Source organism: Niallia sp. FSL R7-0271 (assembly GCF_038005785.1).
GTDB lineage: Bacteria > Bacillota > Bacilli > Bacillales > Cytobacillaceae > Niallia.
The window spans coordinates 2680711-2700897 of the sequence record NZ_JBBOTZ010000001.1 but is presented as its reverse complement, the minus strand read 5'-3'; the positions used below and the strand labels follow the sequence as shown (position 1 = coordinate 2700897).

General features: G+C 39.8%; 19 protein-coding genes. 17 read left to right on the top strand and 2 right to left on the bottom strand.

Annotated elements, in window-relative coordinates; all coding sequences use genetic code 11:
* Positions 1-13 precede the first annotated feature (13 nt).
* The 4 genes from MKX82_RS13885 to MKX82_RS13870 are packed head-to-tail and all read left to right on the top strand — an operon-like array spanning position 14 to position 2242.
* The gene (locus tag MKX82_RS13885; RefSeq protein WP_341077873.1) at positions 14-586 is read left to right on the top strand and encodes a nicotinate-nucleotide adenylyltransferase; all 573 of its coding nucleotides are present in this window, start codon (positions 14-16) and stop codon (positions 584-586) included.
* A complete protein-coding gene (gene yqeK, locus MKX82_RS13880) occupies positions 576-1145 on the top strand; it encodes a bis(5'-nucleosyl)-tetraphosphatase (symmetrical) YqeK (protein WP_341077870.1) in 570 nt (189 codons plus the stop codon). The genes MKX82_RS13885 and yqeK overlap by 11 nt, the downstream gene beginning before the upstream one ends.
* Complete coding sequence (rsfS, locus tag MKX82_RS13875) at positions 1146-1502, top strand: ribosome silencing factor (RefSeq protein ID WP_233313091.1); 357 nt, start codon at positions 1146-1148, stop codon at positions 1500-1502.
* The gene (locus MKX82_RS13870) at positions 1499-2242 is read left to right on the top strand and encodes a class I SAM-dependent DNA methyltransferase (protein WP_233313092.1); all 744 of its coding nucleotides are present in this window, start codon (positions 1499-1501) and stop codon (positions 2240-2242) included. Before rsfS ends, MKX82_RS13870 begins: the two co-directional genes overlap by 4 nt.
* 144 nt (positions 2243-2386) lie before the next feature.
* On the opposite strand, the gene comER is transcribed toward MKX82_RS13870, so the two are convergent.
* Positions 2387-3220 (bottom strand): late competence protein ComER, encoded by an 834-nt coding sequence (comER, locus tag MKX82_RS13865; protein ID WP_233313093.1) that lies wholly within the window; start codon positions 3218-3220, stop codon positions 2387-2389.
* A gap of 88 nt (positions 3221-3308) precedes the next feature.
* Between comER and MKX82_RS13860 the strand changes: the two genes are divergently transcribed.
* The 4 genes from MKX82_RS13860 to holA all read left to right on the top strand — a co-directional run bounded on the left by MKX82_RS13860 (position 3309) and on the right by holA (position 8386).
* Positions 3309-3902, top strand: a complete 594-nt coding sequence (locus MKX82_RS13860) for a helix-hairpin-helix domain-containing protein (RefSeq protein ID WP_341077865.1) — start codon at positions 3309-3311, stop codon at positions 3900-3902.
* An 87-nt stretch (positions 3903-3989) separates the two neighbouring features.
* Entirely contained in the window at positions 3990-4577 is a 588-nt protein-coding gene (locus MKX82_RS13855) for a ComE operon protein 2 (protein ID WP_233313095.1), read from the top strand.
* 25 nt (positions 4578-4602) lie between these two features.
* A complete protein-coding gene (locus MKX82_RS13850) occupies positions 4603-6927 on the top strand; it encodes a DNA internalization-related competence protein ComEC/Rec2 (RefSeq protein ID WP_341077862.1) in 2325 nt (774 codons plus the stop codon).
* Positions 6928-7366: 439 nt separating this feature from the next.
* Complete coding sequence (gene holA, locus MKX82_RS13845; RefSeq protein ID WP_282581438.1) at positions 7367-8386, top strand: DNA polymerase III subunit delta; 1020 nt, start codon at positions 7367-7369, stop codon at positions 8384-8386.
* A 96-nt stretch (positions 8387-8482) separates the two neighbouring features.
* Here the strand turns inward: holA and rpsT are convergent, their stop codons facing one another.
* Entirely contained in the window at positions 8483-8749 is a 267-nt protein-coding gene (rpsT, locus tag MKX82_RS13840) for a 30S ribosomal protein S20 (protein WP_233313098.1), read from the bottom strand.
* A gap of 262 nt (positions 8750-9011) precedes the next feature.
* On the opposite strand from rpsT, the gene gpr reads away from it, so the two are divergent.
* The 9 genes from gpr to dnaJ all read left to right on the top strand — a co-directional run bounded on the left by gpr (position 9012) and on the right by dnaJ (position 20175).
* Entirely contained in the window at positions 9012-10133 is a 1122-nt protein-coding gene (gpr, locus tag MKX82_RS13835) for a GPR endopeptidase (protein ID WP_233313099.1), read from the top strand.
* Between the two features lie 111 nt (positions 10134-10244).
* Positions 10245-11426 carry a stage II sporulation protein P gene (spoIIP, locus tag MKX82_RS13830; RefSeq protein ID WP_237941724.1) on the top strand — a complete coding sequence of 394 codons (1182 nt, stop codon included), beginning with the start codon at positions 10245-10247 and terminating at the stop codon, positions 11424-11426.
* 35 nt (positions 11427-11461) lie between these two features.
* Positions 11462-11818 carry a DUF3679 domain-containing protein gene (locus MKX82_RS13825; protein WP_233314700.1) on the top strand — a complete coding sequence of 119 codons (357 nt, stop codon included), beginning with the start codon at positions 11462-11464 and terminating at the stop codon, positions 11816-11818.
* A 141-nt stretch (positions 11819-11959) separates the two neighbouring features.
* Entirely contained in the window at positions 11960-13801 is a 1842-nt protein-coding gene (gene lepA / locus MKX82_RS13820) for a translation elongation factor 4 (protein WP_237941723.1), read from the top strand.
* Between the two features lie 86 nt (positions 13802-13887).
* Positions 13888-15024, top strand: a complete 1137-nt coding sequence (gene hemW, locus MKX82_RS13815; RefSeq protein WP_233313102.1) for a radical SAM family heme chaperone HemW — start codon at positions 13888-13890, stop codon at positions 15022-15024.
* Between the two features lie 160 nt (positions 15025-15184).
* Positions 15185-16213, top strand: a complete 1029-nt coding sequence (gene hrcA / locus MKX82_RS13810; protein WP_233313103.1) for a heat-inducible transcriptional repressor HrcA — start codon at positions 15185-15187, stop codon at positions 16211-16213.
* Positions 16214-16389: 176 nt separating this feature from the next.
* Positions 16390-16989 carry a nucleotide exchange factor GrpE gene (grpE, locus tag MKX82_RS13805; protein WP_411229262.1) on the top strand — a complete coding sequence of 200 codons (600 nt, stop codon included), beginning with the start codon at positions 16390-16392 and terminating at the stop codon, positions 16987-16989.
* 33 nt (positions 16990-17022) lie between these two features.
* Entirely contained in the window at positions 17023-18855 is a 1833-nt protein-coding gene (gene dnaK / locus MKX82_RS13800) for a molecular chaperone DnaK (RefSeq protein WP_233313104.1), read from the top strand.
* A gap of 198 nt (positions 18856-19053) precedes the next feature.
* The gene (dnaJ, locus tag MKX82_RS13795) at positions 19054-20175 is read left to right on the top strand and encodes a molecular chaperone DnaJ (RefSeq protein WP_233313105.1); all 1122 of its coding nucleotides are present in this window, start codon (positions 19054-19056) and stop codon (positions 20173-20175) included.
* Positions 20176-20187: the final 12 nt, after the last annotated feature.

Sequence of the window (20187 nt, the reverse complement as noted above, 5' to 3'; positions counted from 1 at the left end):
AGAGGCGATAATCTTGAAAAAAAAGATTGGAATATTGGGAGGCACTTTTGATCCTCCCCATATTGGTCATCTTATCATTGCAAATGAAGTCATGCATCATGAAAGTTTAGATGAGATATGGTTTATGCCAAATTATGATCCTCCGCATAAACTGAAATCAGGGAGCGTATCAAATGAAGACCGTCTTAAGATGCTTGAGCTGGCTATTCAAGACAAGGAAGGTTTCCATGTCCAGACGATCGAGATGGACAGGGAAGGCAAGTCCTATACATTTGATACGATGACGATATTAAAAGAGATGTATCCGGATTTTGACTTTCATTTTATTATCGGAGCAGATATGGTTGAATATTTGCCAAAATGGTATATGATAGAAGAATTGCTTAAACTGGTTAGATTTATAAGTGTGAACAGACCGAATTACAGTAATGATACAAATTATCCTGTCACTTATGTAGCTGTACCGGATGTCAACATTTCCTCTAAACTAATCAGAGGCCGCCTTTTACAGGGAGAAACAATATCGTTTCTAGTTAAGGATGAAGTGGAACGATACATTAAGGAGAATAGATTATATGAATCGTGAACAAGCGCTTCTTATAGTGAAGGAACAATTGACGGAACAGCGTTATGTACACACAATGGGTGTTATGGGAACAGCGATTGAGCTGGCTAACCGGTATGATGAAGATACGGCCAAGGCAGAATTAGCCGCTATTTTTCATGACTATGCGAAATTTCGCCCTAAAGAAGAAATGAAACAAATCATTTTAGAGCAGAATATGGATAATCGATTGCTTTCCTTCCATTCAGAGCTGTGGCATGCACCTGTTGGAGCTTATTTAGTGGAAAAGGAAGCGGGCATAAAAGATGAAGCAGTGCTTAATGCGATTAAGTACCATACTTCTGGAAGATCTGGAATGAACAAGCTTGAAAAAATAATTTACTTAGCTGATTATATCGAACCGGGAAGAGTTTTTCCAGGAGTGGATGAAGTAAGGGAATTAGCGATGATTAGCTTGGATGAGGCTTTTTTGAAATCAGTAACCAACACAATAGCATTTTTAATGAGCCGCAGACAGCCGGTTTTTCCTGCGACATTCGAGATGTATAATAGTATTGTAATGAAAACGGAGGTTGAATAAATGGATGAACGCAATTTGCTTCTGACTGCAGTTAAAGCAGCAGATGATAAAAGAGCAGAAAATATAGTGGCATTAAATATGAAAGGTATCTCTCTTGTTTCGGATTATTTCGTGATTTGCCATGGTAATTCCGATAAGCAGGTACAAGCAATTGCCAGCGAAATTAAAGATAAATGTGAAGAAATCGGTGTTCCTGTAAAACGACTAGAAGGATACCAAGAAGCAAAATGGATTCTTGTAGATCTTGGGGATATTGTTGTCCATGTGTTCCACCGTGATGAAAGAACATATTATAACTTGGAAAGATTATGGGGCGATGCGCCGGCTGAAAATATTCAAAGCGAGATCGGACAATGAGTTATCAGAAATTCGCTTATCTATATGACAGGTTGATGGATGACGTTCCATACGATAAGTGGGTTGAGATTCTGATAGCTGCAAAAGAGGAATACCAAATTGAAGGCAGCAAGCTTCTGGACCTAGCGTGCGGAACAGGGGAGCTGTCTGTCAGGCTGGCGGAAAAGGGCTTTACGGTAACAGGAGCAGATCTCTCTTCTGATATGCTCAGTGTTGCCCAAAACAAAGCTGCAGAACAAGGACTTTCCGTGTTTTTTATGGAGCAGGATATGTCTGAGCTTGAAGACCTGCCTTTATTTGATATTATCGGTATATTTTGCGACTCATTGAACTATTTGCAAACAGAAGAACAAGTAGTAAACACCTTTAAAGGGGTGTATGAGCATTTAGATGAAGGCGGGTTATTTTTGTTCGATGTTCATTCTTTATATAAAATGAACCATTTGTTCAAAAACCAAACATACGCACTAAATGATGAAGATGTCAGTCTCATCTGGTTGTGTTATGAAGGGGAGTATCCTGACAGTGTGGAACATGATTTATCTTTTTTCCAGCTTGACGAGGCTTCCCAAAAATATGATCGTTATGATGAACTGCATTTTCAGCGGACTTATTCTGTTGAGCAATATAGCAGTTGGCTAATAAATGCCGGCTTTTCTATTTTGAAGGTAACAGCAGATTTCCATGATGGAGAATTAGGGGAAGATGCGGAAAGAATCTTCTTTTATTGCCGGAAGTAAGCGGAAAACACACCTAAAAGTTAATAGGTGTGTTTTCTTATGTACATATAGTGTGAAGAAGCCATGAAGTATAAATCCATGGCTGGAAAAAAACAAAAAAAAGCAGGAAAATCCTTTTATATCTCGAAAATACAAACTAAGAAACTATCGGTGTTTATTGATCAATAACGAATTTTTCACCATCTTTAAATCCTCTTCGAACTTATGTTGTGTCGCTTGAAACAACTGGTTAAACGTATCTCCGAGTTCTCTCTCTAACACATTGATGCCTTCTCCCGTAACTCCGCCTTTTACACTTACTTTCGCCTGCAGTGTCGGCAAGGTGTAATAGCCTTTATTTAACAGCTGACCGAGTCCAATTAACATTTCACTTGCTAGCTTTGTGGCAGTTTCCGCATCGATATCTGTTTCCTCGACAGCTCCGTCTATAAAACGCTGTGTCAAGTAGCTGAAGAAAGCAGGTCCGCAGCTTACGATATCGGATGCAACTCTTGTAATATTCTCCTCAATCTCAATTGGAGTGGAAAAGTGACTAAACAGTGTATTTAATCCTTGCTTCCATTCTTGTGTGCACTTGCTTCCGTATGAAAATAACGCCACACCACATTGCGCCCTGTTGGTGATGCTCGGAATAATCCGGGCAACAGAGCATGGCAGCATATATTCAAGCTGCTCTGTGTTGATAGGACTAGTAATCGAAACAACACATTTATCGGATGAAATATGTGGAGTAATTTCTGCTGCTACACTAAAGATGTCATGCGGTTTGACGCATAAAAAAATAAGATCAGCACTTTCCGCAATTTTTTTGGCAGTTTTTAAAACTGTGACAGCCGGATATGCCTCTTTGATCTGAAATGCTTTTGCGAGTGTCCGGTTTTGAATCAGCATATCTTCAGGAGAAATAGCCTTACTGTCAAGCAATGCTTCAATAAGAATCTTCCCCATATTACCTGTTCCAATCATTCCTATTTTCACGGTTTATTTCCCCCCTATAATGAGCGGTTTCTCATATAACGATATGACAGTTGCAAATAGAATATACCTGTAAAGGAGGATTAATGAAATGAAATGGATTACAGAACATAAACTTGTTCTGCTGCTTAGTGCAGCAATTATCGCACTGCTAGTATTTCACTTTATCACTTCAGCCAATAAGACAGAAAACTTAGGAATAGCAGCAAAGGAGTTGCCTGTATCAGATGTGGAGGATAAGGAGAAATCGGGGGATGAGACAGAAATTTTTGTCGATGTAAAGGGTGCTGTAAATAACCCAGGTCTGTATGAAGCGCAACTTGGGGAACGGGTGATGGATATTATTGCAAGGGCAAACGGGTTCGCGGAGAATGCAGAAAGTGATGCTGTAAATCTTGCAGAGCGATTGAAAGATGAAATGGTCGTTTACGTTCCGACAGAAGGGGAAGAGCAGCTTCACACTCCAGCTGGTGGGGGAAACGAGCAAGGCGGCTTGATAAACATCAATGAGACGTCAGCCATGGAGTTAATGACATTGCCTGGGATCGGAGAAGCAAAAGCTGCAGCCATTATTGAATACAGAGAGCAAAATGGCGGCTTTAAGGAGAAGGAGGAATTAAAGGAAATAAGCGGCATTGGAGAAAAGACGTTGGAGAAGTTATTGGATTTAATAAGAGTGAACTAGTATGATAGGTGAAATTGACGCCATGGTTTCTTGCATATAAACTAATAAGGATACTTTTTAAACTTTTACTAGGAGTGAATGTATTAAATGGATAGATTATCATGGAATGAATATTTTATGGCACAGAGCGAATTGCTTGCCTTAAGAAGCACATGCACAAGGCTTGCTGTAGGTGCAACGATTGTAAGAGATAAGCGGATTATCGCCGGGGGCTATAATGGCAGCATTGCCGGAGGCGTGCACTGTATTGATGAAGGCTGTTATGTCATTGATCATCATTGTGTTCGCACCATTCACGCAGAAATGAATGCGATATTACAATGCGCTAAATTCGGTGTGGCGACATCCATGGCAGATATTTATGTTACGCATTTTCCGTGCCTGCAATGCTGTAAGGCAATTGTACAGGCTGGCATAAAGACTGTTTATTATGCTCATGACTATAAAAACCATCCATATGCGCTAGAGTTGTTTCAACAGGCAAATGTGCATGTTGAAAAGGTAGAAGCACAGCAGGTTATTTTTGATGAGAAGCATAAGGAAAAGAAACTGCTTGTAAAGCAATTGCTGAATCAGTTGAAAGAGAGCGGGGAAGACAGCGAGGGAATCGAGGAATTAGAAAAGCAAGCAGAAGAACTGTTCTCCATCATACCTACAGAAACTTCTTCTGTTTAAAGAAGAAGTTTCTCCCTAAATAATCATGAATTTTCTTTATAATAATATCCTCTATTTTGCCGTAGCCGCACTTCTGGCTGTTCTTTTAGCGAATTTCTCCTCTCTTATCTTCCTTCTTGCTTTAATTGTGTTCATATTCTTCCTGTTTATTGTAAAGAAATGGACAATCCCCTTATTATTATTACTAGTTTTTATAGGTGCTATCTTTTTTTACAGGGCCCATTTAGATGTCAAAAATAATTTCTCCTCCTTAAAAAGTACCCAAACAAACTTTTCACTGACAATAACGGAAACAACTAAAATCGATGGTGACAAGTGGACAGCCGTTGCAAAAGACAATCAGTCTGATGAGAAGCTGCTGCTTCATTACCAATTAAACACTTTTCAAGAGAAGCTAGATGTTACGGAACAGTCTTTCCTTGGAAATACATGTGTGGTATCAGGGCAATTAGCGCAGCCGGCAGCAGCTGCCAATGAAGGAATGTTTGATTATCAGCTTTATTTAAAAAGGCAGTCCATTCATTGGGTATTACAAGTGAAGGATATCACCTCCTGCAAAGAGCTTAGCTTCGATTTGCTGTCTGCCATTAAAGTATTACGAGAGCAGGGAATCGCTTGGATTGAAGCCGTTTTTTCCGAAAATACGGCACCAGTTGCCATTGCTTTATTGTTTGGTGACAGGGATTATATAGCAAGTGATATTCAAAACGCCTATCAAAAATTAGGGATTGTACATTTGCTGGCCATCTCAGGTTCTCATGTCCTGCTTTTGATTGGATTAGGTTATTATTTCCTGTTGAGAGTTGGTATGACGAAAGAGAGAAGCATCACGATAATATTGCTTATATTGCCTGCCTATACGGTTTTGACTGGTTTAAGTCCTTCTGTTATCCGAGCAGTCTCTACTGCCAGCCTAATGCTTCTCCAGAGGAGGTGGCGGCTATCGAGTTACTCCTCGATCGATTTGCTGAGTATCGCGTTCCTCGGTTATCTTTTTCTGTTTCCGAAAATTGTGACTGATATCGGCTTCCAATTGTCCTTTATCGTCAGCTTGTTTTTATTGCTGAGTACGTCTATTCTTAAAGGCGAAAAGCAGCCGGTGAAAATATATCTGCTTACTGCTTATTTTTGCGAGCTTTCTGTGCTGCCCTTTCTATTGAGTTATTTTTATGAGCTTCCTGCTTTGTCACTCCTTGCAAACCTTGTATATATCCCCCTTTTTTCGATTCTGCTCCCATACTTCATCCTTGTATTTTTTCTATCGTTCCTTTTACCTAAAGTCACCATAGCTTTTCTTTACCCCATAGACAAAATATGTCAGCTGTCAGACTGGCTTGTAACAAAAACAGCAGACATTCCCTATATTATGATTATTTTCGGTAAACCGAACAATCTTGAATTGATACTGTATTTTTGTTTCATACCAGTGTTTTTCTGCCTTTATGAAGCTTTGCCCCATTTGAGAAAACGTGCATTTTTAATCCCCTTTTGCTTGCTCTTATTTCAATACACAGGAGAATTTTGGAGTAAATATGGTGAAGTTACTTTTATTAATGTTGGACAAGGAGATAGTATTCTTATTAATGAGCCGTTCAATAGGGGGACATATATAATTGATACAGGCGGTACAATGGAATATCAAAAAGAAGAGTGGCAGGAAAGAGAGAATAGTTATGAGGTCGGTGAAGATACTCTAGTTCCGTACTTAAAAAGCAAAGGAATTACCAAAATTGACAAGCTAGTTCTTACCCATGGTGATATGGATCATATTGGCGGAAGTGTTGCGCTAATAAAGAGCATTCCAGTTAAACAGATTCTTATGCCTAAATCTAGTAACCAACCAAATGATAAGGAAAAGGAAATATGGGAGCTGGCAAGGCAGAAAAATATTCCTGTCTTTTTTGTAGGAGAGGGAGATGGCTGGACAAATGGAAATTCCGTTTTTCAAATTATTGCACCAGGTAGGAATACTGTGAACAGCAGCGGTGAGAACGATGGATCAATTGTCATTTCTGCACAAATTGGAGGGCTGTCATGGCTGTTTACAGGGGATATAGAAGAAAATGGGGAGGAAATGCTCCTTGCCGCACAATCCAATCTAGAAACAGATGTACTTAAAGTAGCCCATCATGGCAGCAAAACCTCCACTACAGAAGCATTTCTGGAAGAAGTGAATCCTGATATTGCCATTATCTCAGCAGGAAAAAACAACCGTTACGGCCATCCGGATAAGGGGGTGCTTAAACGTTTACAAGCAAAAAAGATAACTGTGTGGAGAACAGATGTGAATGGAACCATTTCTTTTAAATTTTCTCAAAAAAAAGGCACCTTTTTTTTGCAACAGCCATAACATATAACAAAACAGAGGAAATTAGCTGCAATAAATAGTGAATATCCCTAGGGCAATACTTACATTTCGATTACCATGCAAAAGCGGAAATTTTCCTGTTTTGGATTTGAGTTTCATATATAAAGCTATAGGTGAGTGTAAAAACTAACCTTAGTGTACCGGAGCATGTTAAGTATCCTAGGCCTTAATATGCTGCGTTCATTATAGATTGAAAGCGGGCAGCTGTTATAAAAGCGAATGCCTTCTTTGAAAAGCATCTTCCCAGTTTTTCAAAGAAGGCTGGAGCTTTTCGTAAAAACAGTTGTCCGCTTTTTAGTTTAACGCTTGTCAAAATAGAAATGCTTCTTTACGATATAATATAGATGCTAAAAACATGCTTGATATGTAATATCAGGCTGTCCTTGCAAGTAAAAGGACATGATCGGAGAGAAGAATTTTGATGCAAGAAATTTGGAAAAAAATTAAAAGGCAAGAATTTGCGCCTGTTTATTTAATGTATGGGCCGGAATCATTTCTAATAAATGAAACAAGAACATTATTGGTTCAAACAGCTTTAAATCCTGATGAAGAAGATTTTAACCTGTCTGTATACGACTTAGAGGAAGTCAGTATTGAACTGGCAATAGAAGATGCGGAAACAATTCCGTTTTTTGGAGACAGAAAGGTTGTTATTCTGCAGAACCCGTTTTTTCTAACAAGTGAAAAGACAAAATCGAAAGTGGAACATGATGTAAAGAGACTTGAAGCTTATTTAAAGGAGCCCTCTCCTTATACGATTGTTGTCTTTACAGGCAGTTATGAAAAGCTTGATGAGCGGAAGAAAATTACGAAAGAACTAAAAAAAACCGCAGAAATTTTAGAAGCTAAGAAATTAAATGAACAGGAATTAAAAAACTGGATGAAACAAAGAGCATCCTACAATAAAGTCGAACTGGACAATGATGCCCTTGAAGCTTTGCTCAGCATTGCTGGAACAAATTTGTTCCTTTTAACAAGTGAAGTAGATAAGATGGCGCTGTATGTACAGGATTCTAAATTGATTACCAAGGAAATAGTGGAAGAACTCGCTTCTAAATCATTGGAACAAAATATTTTTGCGCTTGTGGAAAAAATCATTAACAAACGAATTGATGAGGCATTAAGAATTTATTATGATTTATTGAAACAAAATGAAGAGCCGTTAAAAATGCTAGCAATTATCACAAACCAATTCCGACTTATTTATCAAGTTAAAGCACTATCGAAAACGGGTTACGGACAACAGCAAATTGCGTCTGTTTTAAAAGTTCACCCATTTCGTGTCAAGCTCGCTGCAGGCCAAGCTAACCGCTTTACTGATGAAGAGCTAACAAGGTGTATCAGCATGTTTGCTGAAGCCGACTACCAGATGAAGACGGGCGCTGCGAATAAAACAATGATTATTGAGATGATTCTATTTAAATTGGGACAGGCTAAATAAACCTAAAAAAACGCTGCCTTGATGGCAGCGTTTTTAATTTGCGGCAATAAAAAAGGCTACCGAATGGATAGCCAATTTTGTTTGTGCTTGTGCTTATTATGCGTTGATCGCGTTGTTTCTCTTAGCTAGACGAGATTTTTTACGAGCAGCAGCATTTTTATGGATAAGACCTTTAGCAGCAGCCTTGTCTAGGTTGCTAGCAGCTACTGCAAAGCTTTCGTTCGCAGCATTTTTATCTTCAGAAGCAATAGCAGCCTCAGCTTTTTTAACAGCAGTACGCATTGCTGATTTCACTGTAGTGTTTTGAGCGTTACGAGCATTGCTAGTTTTTACGCGTTTGATAGCAGATTTAATATTTGGCATTTACGTTCACCTCCTAAAAAGAAGCATCGAGAATCATATATAAACTCGATTTTTACATTCCTAAAAAACTTAAAGAACAAATGATATTTTATCAAACCGTTTCTAATAATGCAATACTCTCCACTTAATTTGAACCGTTAACAGCTATTTTTTTGTTGTAACTGTTAAAAAACCTCCCTTTTCTGTATGTTTCTCCATGAATTTTTTGGCTGCTGCACGGGCATGATAAAAATATATTACTTTCTATGAAGGGAGAAACTGTATGAGTGAACAGCTGGATTTAAGCAAGTATGCCGTCCGAACAGATTTGGCCATTGAAGCAACAGACATGGCGCTAGCACAGAAATCCCTTATTGAAACAGAACCAAATCAATCACAACTAGATGGTGTCATTATTAAAGAAAAAGAAGAAAAAGGGATAAAAGTTTCTTATGTGGAAGTGACGGAAAAAGGCGAGGAGCTGATTGGAAAGAAAAAAGGCAGATACTTAACTTTAGAAGTTCAAGGTATTCGCCAGCAGGATAGCAAGCTTCAAGCAGAAGTAGAAAAAGTGTTTGCTAAAGAGTTTTCTCAATTTCTTGTTACTAGCAATATTCCCGCTGATGCCTCCTGTCTTGTCGTTGGTTTAGGGAACTGGAATGTGACCCCTGATGCACTCGGTCCGCAAGTTTGCGAAAACATTCTTGTTACAAGGCATTTATTCGAATTGCAACCGCAAAATGTAGAAGAAGGCTACAGACCTGTCAGTGCACTTTCTCCTGGAGTCATGGGACTGACTGGAATTGAAACAAGTGACATTATTAGAGGAGTAGTGGAAAAGACAAATCCTGACTTTGTCCTCGTAATAGATGCACTTGCATCCAGAAGTATTGATAGAGTGAATTCTACTATCCAAATTTCTGATACAGGCATCCATCCTGGATCTGGTGTAGGAAATAAACGGAAAGAGCTAAGTGAAGATACATTAGGCAGGCCTGTAATAGCAATCGGCGTTCCGACAGTAGTTGATGCAGTTTCCATTACTAGTGACACGATAGATTATATCCTGAAGCATTTTGGAAAGGAGCTTAGAGAAGGAGACAGGCCGTCAAGAGCACTTGCGCCTGCTGGTTTGAGCTTTGGGGAGAAAAGAGTGCTGACAGACGAAGATTTACCAGAGGAGCACCATCGGAAAACATTTTTAGGGATTATCGGCACACTGCCGGAAGAGGAGAAGCGCCGCCTTATTCATGAAGTTCTTTCGCCAATTGGCCATAATTTGATGGTCACGCCGAAAGAAGTCGATGTTTTTATTGAAGACATGTCCAATCTCATCGCAAGCGGACTGAATGCAGCACTGCACAGTGCAATCAATCAAGATAATGCCGGATTTAATACACATTAATAAGGAAAGCTGTTCGTTTAATAGAGAAATCTAGCATTCCAATTTAAATTACTAGTTCTATCTCTCCTAGCATTTACATAGTTATTAATAGACTTGCTAGGAGAGGTGAATATGAAACCACTACGAAAAAAACCAGAAGTTTATATATGGAATGCTAATGCGCTGAACATCCTGCCAGTATTATTTATCCTTTTTATTTTAATTTTTATTTCAGTAATTGCTATTTCTTCTGTAAAGCAGGAAATGAATATGAGTTCAACCTTACTTGAGAAATCGCCTAGCGAAATAGATGGGAGCTTCTTTTATTCTCTGCTTGGTGCAGAAAATCATCACTTTTTGTCCGTACTGTCAGAAGAACAGAAAAATACAAGCTTCAGCCAAGTGTTTATAAAACTAGCAACAAATATAAATTTGGATGATCCCCGCAGTTTATTAGGAAGAGAGCTTCCCGCCTTTTCCTTATATGACAGTGAAATACTAGTAGCTGGGGATGGAACCAATTATACGAACCTGCCTCTAGAATCAGCACCTCCTCAGCCATTTATTGAGGCTGGAAAAGAAGCGGCATTGCAGCGGACAGATGAAATTAAAAGACTGGAAGAGCAAGAGAAACAAAAACCTGCGGCCGCTCCTACAACTGGCGACAAGAAAATTGTCTATCTATACTTTTCCCATAACCGAGAATCATTTTTGCCGTACCTCAAAGGAGTCACAGATCCTAACTTAGCTCAGCATTCTAAAATTAACATTACAAAATTAGGGGATGTCATCAAGGAAGAACTGGAAATGAAGGGGATTGGCACAACAGTCGAAAAACAGGATATTCAAAAACTGCTAGATAAAAAAGGCTGGACTTATACTCAATCCTATCAAGGTTCAAGAGAAGTAGTAACAGCGGCGATGACTGACAATAAGGATTTAAGCTACCTAATAGATGTGCACCGTGATTCCCAGAGACGAAAAAACACAACGACGACAATAGACGGAAAAGATTATGCGAAAATCGCCTTCGTCATCGGCGGAAACAATAATAATTTTGAAAAAAATCAGCAGCTCGCTGAAGAGCTCCACTCTATTTTAAAGAAAAAATATAAATCTCTGTCTCGAGGAGTCATTCTAAAAAAAGGTGCTTATACAAACGGAAAATTTAATCAGGATTTATCAGAGAACAGCATGTTGGTCGAAATCGGCGGTGTTGATAATACATTTGAAGAATTAAATCGAACATCGAAGGCGTTAGCTGATGCTTTCAGTGAGTACTATTGGAAAGCAGAAAGTGTGAACGGCGGCTAAACTTGCGTTTTAGAAAGAGGTGTTAATACGTGAAGATGTTTACTTTGCGGGCAGTTGGGATTGCGCTATTAATGTTTGCGTGTGTGTTATTCGGCATGCAGCAGGCAAATGGGGGTATCCTAAGCTTGAAAGGATATGAAGATAAAAACTTTAACAGTGCACTATCAATCAGCAATGAGCAGGGCGGGTTAGAGGCGTCGATACTAGGGACGGATGTAACAAGCCATGATCTGCAGAAGAAGAAAGAGCAGATGGAGGAGATGAAAACCTTTAATCTTCTTTCAGGGATTGGGAAGGGCGTCGCTGACGGTGTTTCTTCCCTTGCGCAAAAAGGGGTTGATTTGGTGGGCGGTTTTATGAATAAGGGCCAAGACAGCGGTGAACAGCCATAATAGCAGGTGCGAAAAATCCATTGAATGCTGACAAAGTGTCTATGAATGCTTTTTCTTGCAGATAATTTCATTGAATCTTACCCATCACACTGCTATAATCAGAAATAGTGTATATGCGCGATTATTGTAGGAGTGAACTAGATGAACAGAGAAGAAATGCTTAAAAGACAATCAAAAATCCGTAATTTTTCCATCATCGCTCATATTGATCATGGAAAATCTACCTTAGCAGATAGAATATTAGAAAAGACAAATGCGCTGACAGCCCGTGAAATGAAGGACCAGCTCCTTGATTCGATGGATTTAGAAAGAGAGCGCGGAATTACAATCAAGCTGAATTCTGTCCAGCTTAAATATAAAGCAAAAGACGGTGAAATTTATACACTGCACTTGATTGACACACCGGGACATGTCGATTTCACCTATGAAGTATCCCGCAGTTTAGCAGCTTGTGAAGGAGCTGTGCTAGTTGTCGATGCTGCTCAAGGAATTGAAGCACAAACACTTGCGAATGTATATTTAGCAATTGACAATGACTTGGAGATCGTTCCTGTTATTAACAAAATTGATTTGCCAAGTGCAGATCCAGAACGTGTCCGCAATGAAATTGAAGATGTTATTGGATTAGACGCTTCTGAAGCAGTCCTAGCTTCTGCGAAAGCTGGTATTGGAATCGAAGATATCCTTGAACAAGTGGTTGAAAAGGTTCCTGCTCCTCAAGGAGATCCGGAAGCGCCGCTTAAAGCGCTTATTTTTGACAGCCTTTATGATGCTTATAGAGGTGTTGTTACTTATATTCGTGTAGTCGAAGGTACAGTTAAACCTGGGGATAAGATTAAAATGATGGCGACAGGCAAAGAGTTTGAAGTAATTGAGGTCGGTGTTTTCACGCCAAAGGCTGTCAATACAGATCAGCTGTCTGTTGGTGATGTTGGATACCTTACAGCAGCAATTAAAAACGTTGGCGATACACGTGTCGGGGACACAATTACAAGTGCGAAGAACGGAGCGGTAGAAGCGCTGCCTGGATACCGCAAGCTGAATCCGATGGTATATTGCGGATTGTATCCAATCGACAGTGCGAAATTTAATGACCTTCGCGAAGCATTAGAAAAATTAGAGCTGAACGATTCTGCCCTTCAATTTGAACCAGAGACGTCGCAGGCGTTAGGGTTTGGTTTCCGCTGTGGTTTCTTAGGACTTCTGCACATGGAAATTATCCAAGAGAGAATTGAAAGAGAGTTCAAAATCGATTTAATCACGACAGCTCCAAGTGTTATTTATGATGTAATTATGACAGACGGAACGGAATTGAAGGTGGATAACCCATCGGCAATGCCGGATCCGCAAAAAATTGATCATATTGAAGAACCGTATGTAAAAGCAACAATGATGGCGCCAAACGAATATGTCGGTGCAATCATGGAGCTTTGCCAGCTAAAACGCGGTGTGTTCATTGATATGCAATATATGGACGAGACGCGCGTTAAAATAATTTATGAAATTCCGCTGTCTGAAATTGTATATGATTTCTTTGATCAGCTGAAATCAAATACAAGAGGCTATGCATCCTTTGATTATGAGCTAATCGGCTACAAAACGTCGACGCTTGTAAAAATGGATATTCTCCTTAACGCAGAAAAAGTCGATGCATTAAGCTTTATTGTCCATAAGGACTTTGCTTATGAACGAGGAAAAATCATTGTTGAAAAGCTGAAGGAACTTATTCCGCGCCAACAGTTTGAAGTGCCTATCCAAGCTGCTGTCGGCCAAAAGATTGTTGCCCGTTCAACGATTAAAGCTATGCGTAAAAACGTATTGGCAAAATGTTATGGCGGTGACATTTCCCGTAAACGTAAATTGCTTGAAAAGCAAAAAGAAGGTAAGAAGCGGATGAAGCAAGTCGGTTCCGTAGAAGTACCGCAAGAGGCGTTCATGGCTGTACTGCGCATGGATGACAATAACACGACGAAAAATAATTAATGAGCTAAAATCGGGGTTAGGCTGCAGCTTTAGAGCAGTGCTAACCTCTTTTCTTATTTTTTGCAAAGAGAAAGGACTGTGACATATTGATTAAAGCAGCATATATCCATATCCCATTTTGTGAACATATATGTCATTATTGTGATTTTAATAAAGTGTTTTTAAAAGGCCAGCCTGTGGACGAATATTTGGATGCACTGGAACAGGAAATAAAGCTGACGGCAAGTAAAAATAATGCCCCGCTTAAAACCGTTTTTGTCGGAGGCGGAACACCAACAAGCCTTAATGCTAAGCAGCTGGAGAGGTTATGTGCGATTATCAGTGAAAATCTGCACCTAGCAGAAAATGCTGAATATACATTTGAGGCAAACCCTGGAGACTTGTCACCAGATAAACTGAAAGCCTTGTATGAAGGTGGAGTCAACCGCTTGAGCTTCGGTGTGCAATCATTTAATGATGACCTATTGCAAAGGATAGGCAGAACGCACAGAGCTAAAGATGTCTTCACATCGGTAGAGGCTGCCAAAAAGATCGGGTTTGACAATATTAGCATCGATTTAATGTACAGTCTGCCAGGTCAGACATTAGACGATTTTGCCGCTACCTTAAAGCAGGCCTTTACTTTAGATATCCAGCATTTTTCTGGTTATTCGCTGATCATTGAGCCAAAGACAGTATTTTATAATCTTCTCCGCAAGGGCAAACTGCTTACACCTGGTGAAGATGCAGAAGCAAGCATGTACCGCCTGCTTATGGAGGAGATGGCACAGCATGGTTACAAGCAGTATGAAATTAGTAATTTCGCAAAAGAGGGCTATGAAAGCATCCATAACATAACGTATTGGAATAATGAAGAATATTACGGATTTGGTGCAGGAGCACATGGTTACGTTAATGGCTACCGCCGCTCTAACTTCGGCCCATTAAAAAAATACATGGAGCCTTTGGCTGCAGGAAGTCTGCCTCTTCTCGACAATCATCAGGTTACTTTAGCAGAAATGATGGAAGAGGAGCTGTTTTTAGGACTGAGAAAAAACAGTGGCGTCAGTCTCGCTGTGTTTAAGGAAAAGTATAAGCAAGACATTGAGACGCTGTTTGCTGCTGAACTGGAGAAATTATTGGAAAGAGGATTAATTTCCATTGAGGATGGGAATTTAAAACTCACATATAATGGCCGTTTTTTAGGAAATGAAGTATTTCAATCTTTCATCGGAATTCTTTAACAATACCTCCTCCTAAAATAGGGGGAGGTTGTCTGTTTAATTAGGAAAGAATTTCTTTTGCGAAATAAAAACCAAATTATTGACACACTCCCCTTTTATTTGATAATTTATAAGTAGAATTAGCACTCGGTGCTAATGAGTGCTAACAGAGGTGATGAATGTGTTAACAGATCGTCAATTATTGATATTGCAAGTGATTATTGATGATTTTATAGCATCTGCTCAGCCGGTTGGTTCTAGAAGCTTGTCGAAAAAACCGGAAATATCCTTTAGCTCTGCCACAATTAGAAATGAAATGGCGGATTTGGAGGAATCGGGATATCTGGAAAAGACCCATTCTTCATCTGGACGAATTCCAAGCGAAAAGGGCTATCGATTTTATGTCGATCACTTATTATTGCCGCAAAAGCTTCGTAAAGAAGAGGTGTTAACACTGAATTCTGTTTTTGCTGAGAAGATTTATGAGTTGGAGAACATCGTCCAAAAATCAGCAAAAATACTCTCAGAGTTAACGAACTATACGACAATAGTGCTGGGGCCAGCTGTAAAGGAAAACAAACTGAAAAGAATTCAGATTGTGCCATTAAATGCCCAGACAGCCATTGCCATTATCATCACAGATACTGGGCATGTCGAAAATAAAATGTTTCATTTGCCGGAATCGACAGATGCAAACGAAATTGAAAAGCTTGTGAATATTCTTAATGAAAGGCTCGCAGGAGTCTCTCTTGAGAAGCTGCACAACAAAATATATAAGGAAGTTGCCACACTCTTAAAACGTCATATTAACCATTATGATTTGTTTTTGAATTCAATCTATGATGCTGTTAAAATCGACACACATGAGAAGCTTTTCTTCGGCGGCAAGACGAATATGCTGAGTCAGCCGGAATTTCATGATGTCAGCAAAATTCGCGATTTGCTCAATATGATTGAAAAAGAGGAAGGCATCCATGACTTAATCCGTAATAACACAACAGACATCAACATTAAGATTGGGACAGAAAACAATATTACCGCAATGGATAATTGCAGTGTTATTTCCGCTTCTTATGCATTAGGGGAAAAGCAGCTAGGGTCCATTGCCATATTGGGACCAACGAGAATGGAATATTCACGGGTAGTCAGCCTGCTAAATCTGATGGCGCATGATCTCACAAAAGTGTTGACAAAGCTGTATCAAAACTAGCAGCGAAGGATATAGTTAATATGTAGTAACTCCCTATTATCAGTGATAAACGGTAGTAGGGAAACCATTTAAAAAAAATGATAGTTATTGGAAGCTTTATATAAGTTGATTATGTATAATAGTTCACTGTGAAGACTATTTACAAAGATTTAATTCATTTGAGGGAGGTGAACAAGTTGGCAGAAGATAAAACAACAATGAATGAAGAGATTCAAGAGGACAATGCTGAAGAGAATACGGAAGCGGTCTTTGAAGAAGTTCAGCAAGATGAAACAACTGCTGATGCTCAAAACACAAACTCACTTGCTGAGGATCTCGAAGCAGCAAATGCTAAAATTGCTGAGCTAGAGGCGAAAATAGAGAGTGAAACAAACCGATATTTGCGTCTGCAAGCAGACTTTGATAATTCCCGCCGCAGAGCGAAGCTTGATATGGAAGCGGCGCAAACATATAGAGCACAAAGCCTAGTTTTGGATTTGCTACCAGCTATCGATAACTTTGAGAGAGCTTTGAAGGTAGAAGCAACAGAAGAACAAGCGAAAAGCCTATATACAGGCATGGAAATGGTTTACAGAGGATTGTTGGATGCACTTGAAAAAGAGGGTGTTGAAACAATCAAGTCTGTCGGAACTGAATTTGATCCTCATCTTCATCAAGCAGTAATGCAAGTAGAAGTGGAAGATACAGAACCTAATATTGTAGTAGAAGAGTTCCAAAAAGGCTACAAATTAAAAGACAGAGTAATCAGACCAGCCATGGTTAAGGTTAGCCAGTAAGGTCTACATAAATGAATTGGAGGGAATTTTTCCATGAGTAAAATTATTGGAATCGATTTAGGTACAACAAACTCATGTGTTGCTGTATTGGAAGGCGGAGAACCAAAAGTTATCCCGAATCCAGAAGGTAACCGCACTGCTCCATCCGTAGTTGCATTTAAAAATGGAGAGCGTCAAGTTGGGGAAGTGGCAAAGCGCCAATCTATTACAAACCCTAACACAATCATGTCCATCAAACGTCATATGGGGACAGACTATAAAGTGGAAGTTGAAGGCAAAAACTATTCACCTCAAGAAGTTTCTGCGATTATCCTTCAATACTTGAAAGGCTATGCAGAAGAGTATCTTGGTGAAAAGGTAACAAAAGCTGTTATCACAGTTCCTGCTTATTTCAACGATGCTGAGCGTCAAGCAACCAAAGATGCAGGTAAAATCGCTGGACTTGAAGTAGAGCGTATCATTAACGAGCCTACTGCAGCAGCACTTGCATATGGTCTAGACAAAACAGATGAAGATCAAACAATCCTAGTATACGATCTTGGTGGCGGTACTTTCGACGTTTCCATCCTTGAATTGGGTGACGGCGTATTCGAAGTTAAATCTACAGCTGGTGACAACCGTCTTGGCGGAGATGACTTTGACCAAGTAATCATTGACTATCTAGTAGATCAATTCAAAAAAGAAAACGGAATTGACTTAAGCAAGGATAAAATGGCGCTTCAACGTTTGAAAGACGCAGCAGAAAAAGCGAAAAAAGATCTGTCTGGTGTAGCATCTACACAAATTTCGCTTCCATTCATCACTGCTGGTGAAGCTGGACCGCTTCACTTGGAAGTAACATTGTCCCGCGCTAAATTCGAAGAAATTTCTTCTGATCTAGTTGAACGCACGATGGGTCCTACTCGTCAAGCGTTGAAAGATGCTGGTTTAAGCGCTTCTGAAATCGATAAAGTAATTCTTGTCGGTGGTTCTACTCGTATTCCTGCTGTACAAGAAGCAATCAAAAAAGAAATCGGTAAAGAGCCGCATAAAGGCGTTAACCCTGATGAAGTAGTTGCAATGGGTGCAGCTATTCAAGGTGGAGTTATCACTGGTGATGTTAAAGACGTAGTTCTTCTTGACGTAACACCACTTTCATTGGGAATTGAGACAATGGGCGGCGTATTCACAAAGCTTATTGAACGCAATACAACAATTCCGACATCTAAATCACAAGTGTTCTCTACTGCTGCTGACAGCCAAACAGCTGTTGACATTCATGTTCTTCAAGGGGAGCGCCCAATGTCTGCAGATAACAAGACATTAGGTAGATTCCAATTGACTGACATTCCGCCAGCACCACGTGGAATTCCACAAATCGAAGTTAGCTTCGATATCGATAAAAACGGTATTGTGAATGTTCGTGCGAAAGATCTTGGAACAAACAAAGAGCAAACTATCACAATCAAGTCTTCAACAGGATTATCTGATGAAGAAATCGATAAAATGGTTAGAGAAGCAGAAGAAAACGCAGAAGCTGATAAAAAGCGCAAAGAAGAAGTAGAATTGCGCAATGAAGCTGACCAATTAGTGTTCACAACAGAAAAAACACTAAAAGACTTGGAAGGCAAAGTGGACGAAAGCGAAGTTGCAAAAGCGAACGAAGCGAAAGATGCGCTTAAAGAAGCAATCGAGAAAAACGAATTAGAAGAAATTCGTGCGAAAAAAGATGCGCTTCAAGAAATCGTTCAAAACCTTTCTGCAAAGCTTTATGAAGAAGCAGCTAAACAAGCACAAGCAGCACAAGGTGCTGAAGGTCAATCTGCTGGCAAAAACGATGATGCAGTTGATGCAGAATTCGAAGAGGTTAATGACGACAACAAATAAGCACTAATTTTCGAAAAGTCAAAGTCAGGTTATCCTTGGCTTTGGCTTTTTCTTTATGAGAGCTAATTTTTAGCGTTCCTTTCTAACCTATAAAAGTAAAGGCTTTTTTTAATCGTTTAGAATAAACTATTGTACATTAGAAATGCAAAATGATACAATATCATCTATGTGAAAAGAATCGGGGAGTGGCAATCATAAATGGATAAGCGAGATTACTACGAAGTCCTTGGAGTTGCAAAAACGGCTTCCAAGGATGAAATCAAAAAAGCATATCGTAAGCTGTCAAAAAAGTATCATCCGGATATTAATAAAGACCCGGGAGCAGATGATCAGTTTAAAGAAGTAAAAGAAGCGTATGAAGTACTTAGCGATGATCAAAAACGTGCCCATTATGATCAATTTGGCCACACAGATCCTAACCAAGGCTTTGGTGGTGGAGCTGGAGACTTCGGCGGCTTTGGCTTTGAAGATATTTTCAGCAGTTTCTTTGGCGGCGGCGGACGCCGACGTGATCCGAATGCACCAAGACAAGGAGCAGACCTGCAGTACACAATGACTCTGTCCTTTGAGGAAGCAGCTTTTGGAAAAGAAACAGAAATTGAAATTCCGCGTGAGGAAACTTGTGAAACATGCAGCGGAACAGGTGCTAAGCCTGGAACAAAACCTGTAACATGTAAACATTGCAGTGGTACAGGGCAATTGAATGTGGAGCAAAATACGCCATTCGGAAAAATTGTTAACAGAAGAACTTGTCAGCATTGTAATGGTACTGGTAAAGAAATTAAACATAAATGCGGAACATGCGGCGGAACAGGTAAAGTGAAAAAACGCCGTAAGATTAAAGTGAAAATTCCTGCTGGAATTGATGACGGTCAACAGCTTCGCGTCAGCGGCCAAGGGGAACCAGGCGTTAATGGCGGACCTGCAGGGGACTTATATGTGGTGTTCCATGTTAGAACACATGAGTTCTTTGAGCGTGATGGTGAGGACGTATACTGCGAAATGCCTATTACGTTTGCACAAGCAGCCCTTGGTGATGAAGTGGAAGTACCAACACTGCACGGTAAAGTGAAATTGAAAGTGCCGGCAGGAACACAGACAGGAACGAAATTCCGTCTAAAAGGTAAAGGTATTGCCAATGTGCGCGGCTACGGTACAGGGGATCAGCATGTTATTGTCCGCTTGATTACGCCGACAAAACTATCCGATAAACAGAAACAATTGCTGCAGGAATTTGCAGAGGTAACAGGAAATGCTCCTCAAGGGGAAGAAGAAGAAAGCTTTTTTTCAAAAGTTAAAAGAGCCTTTAAAGGTGAATAAAGATTGATTGGA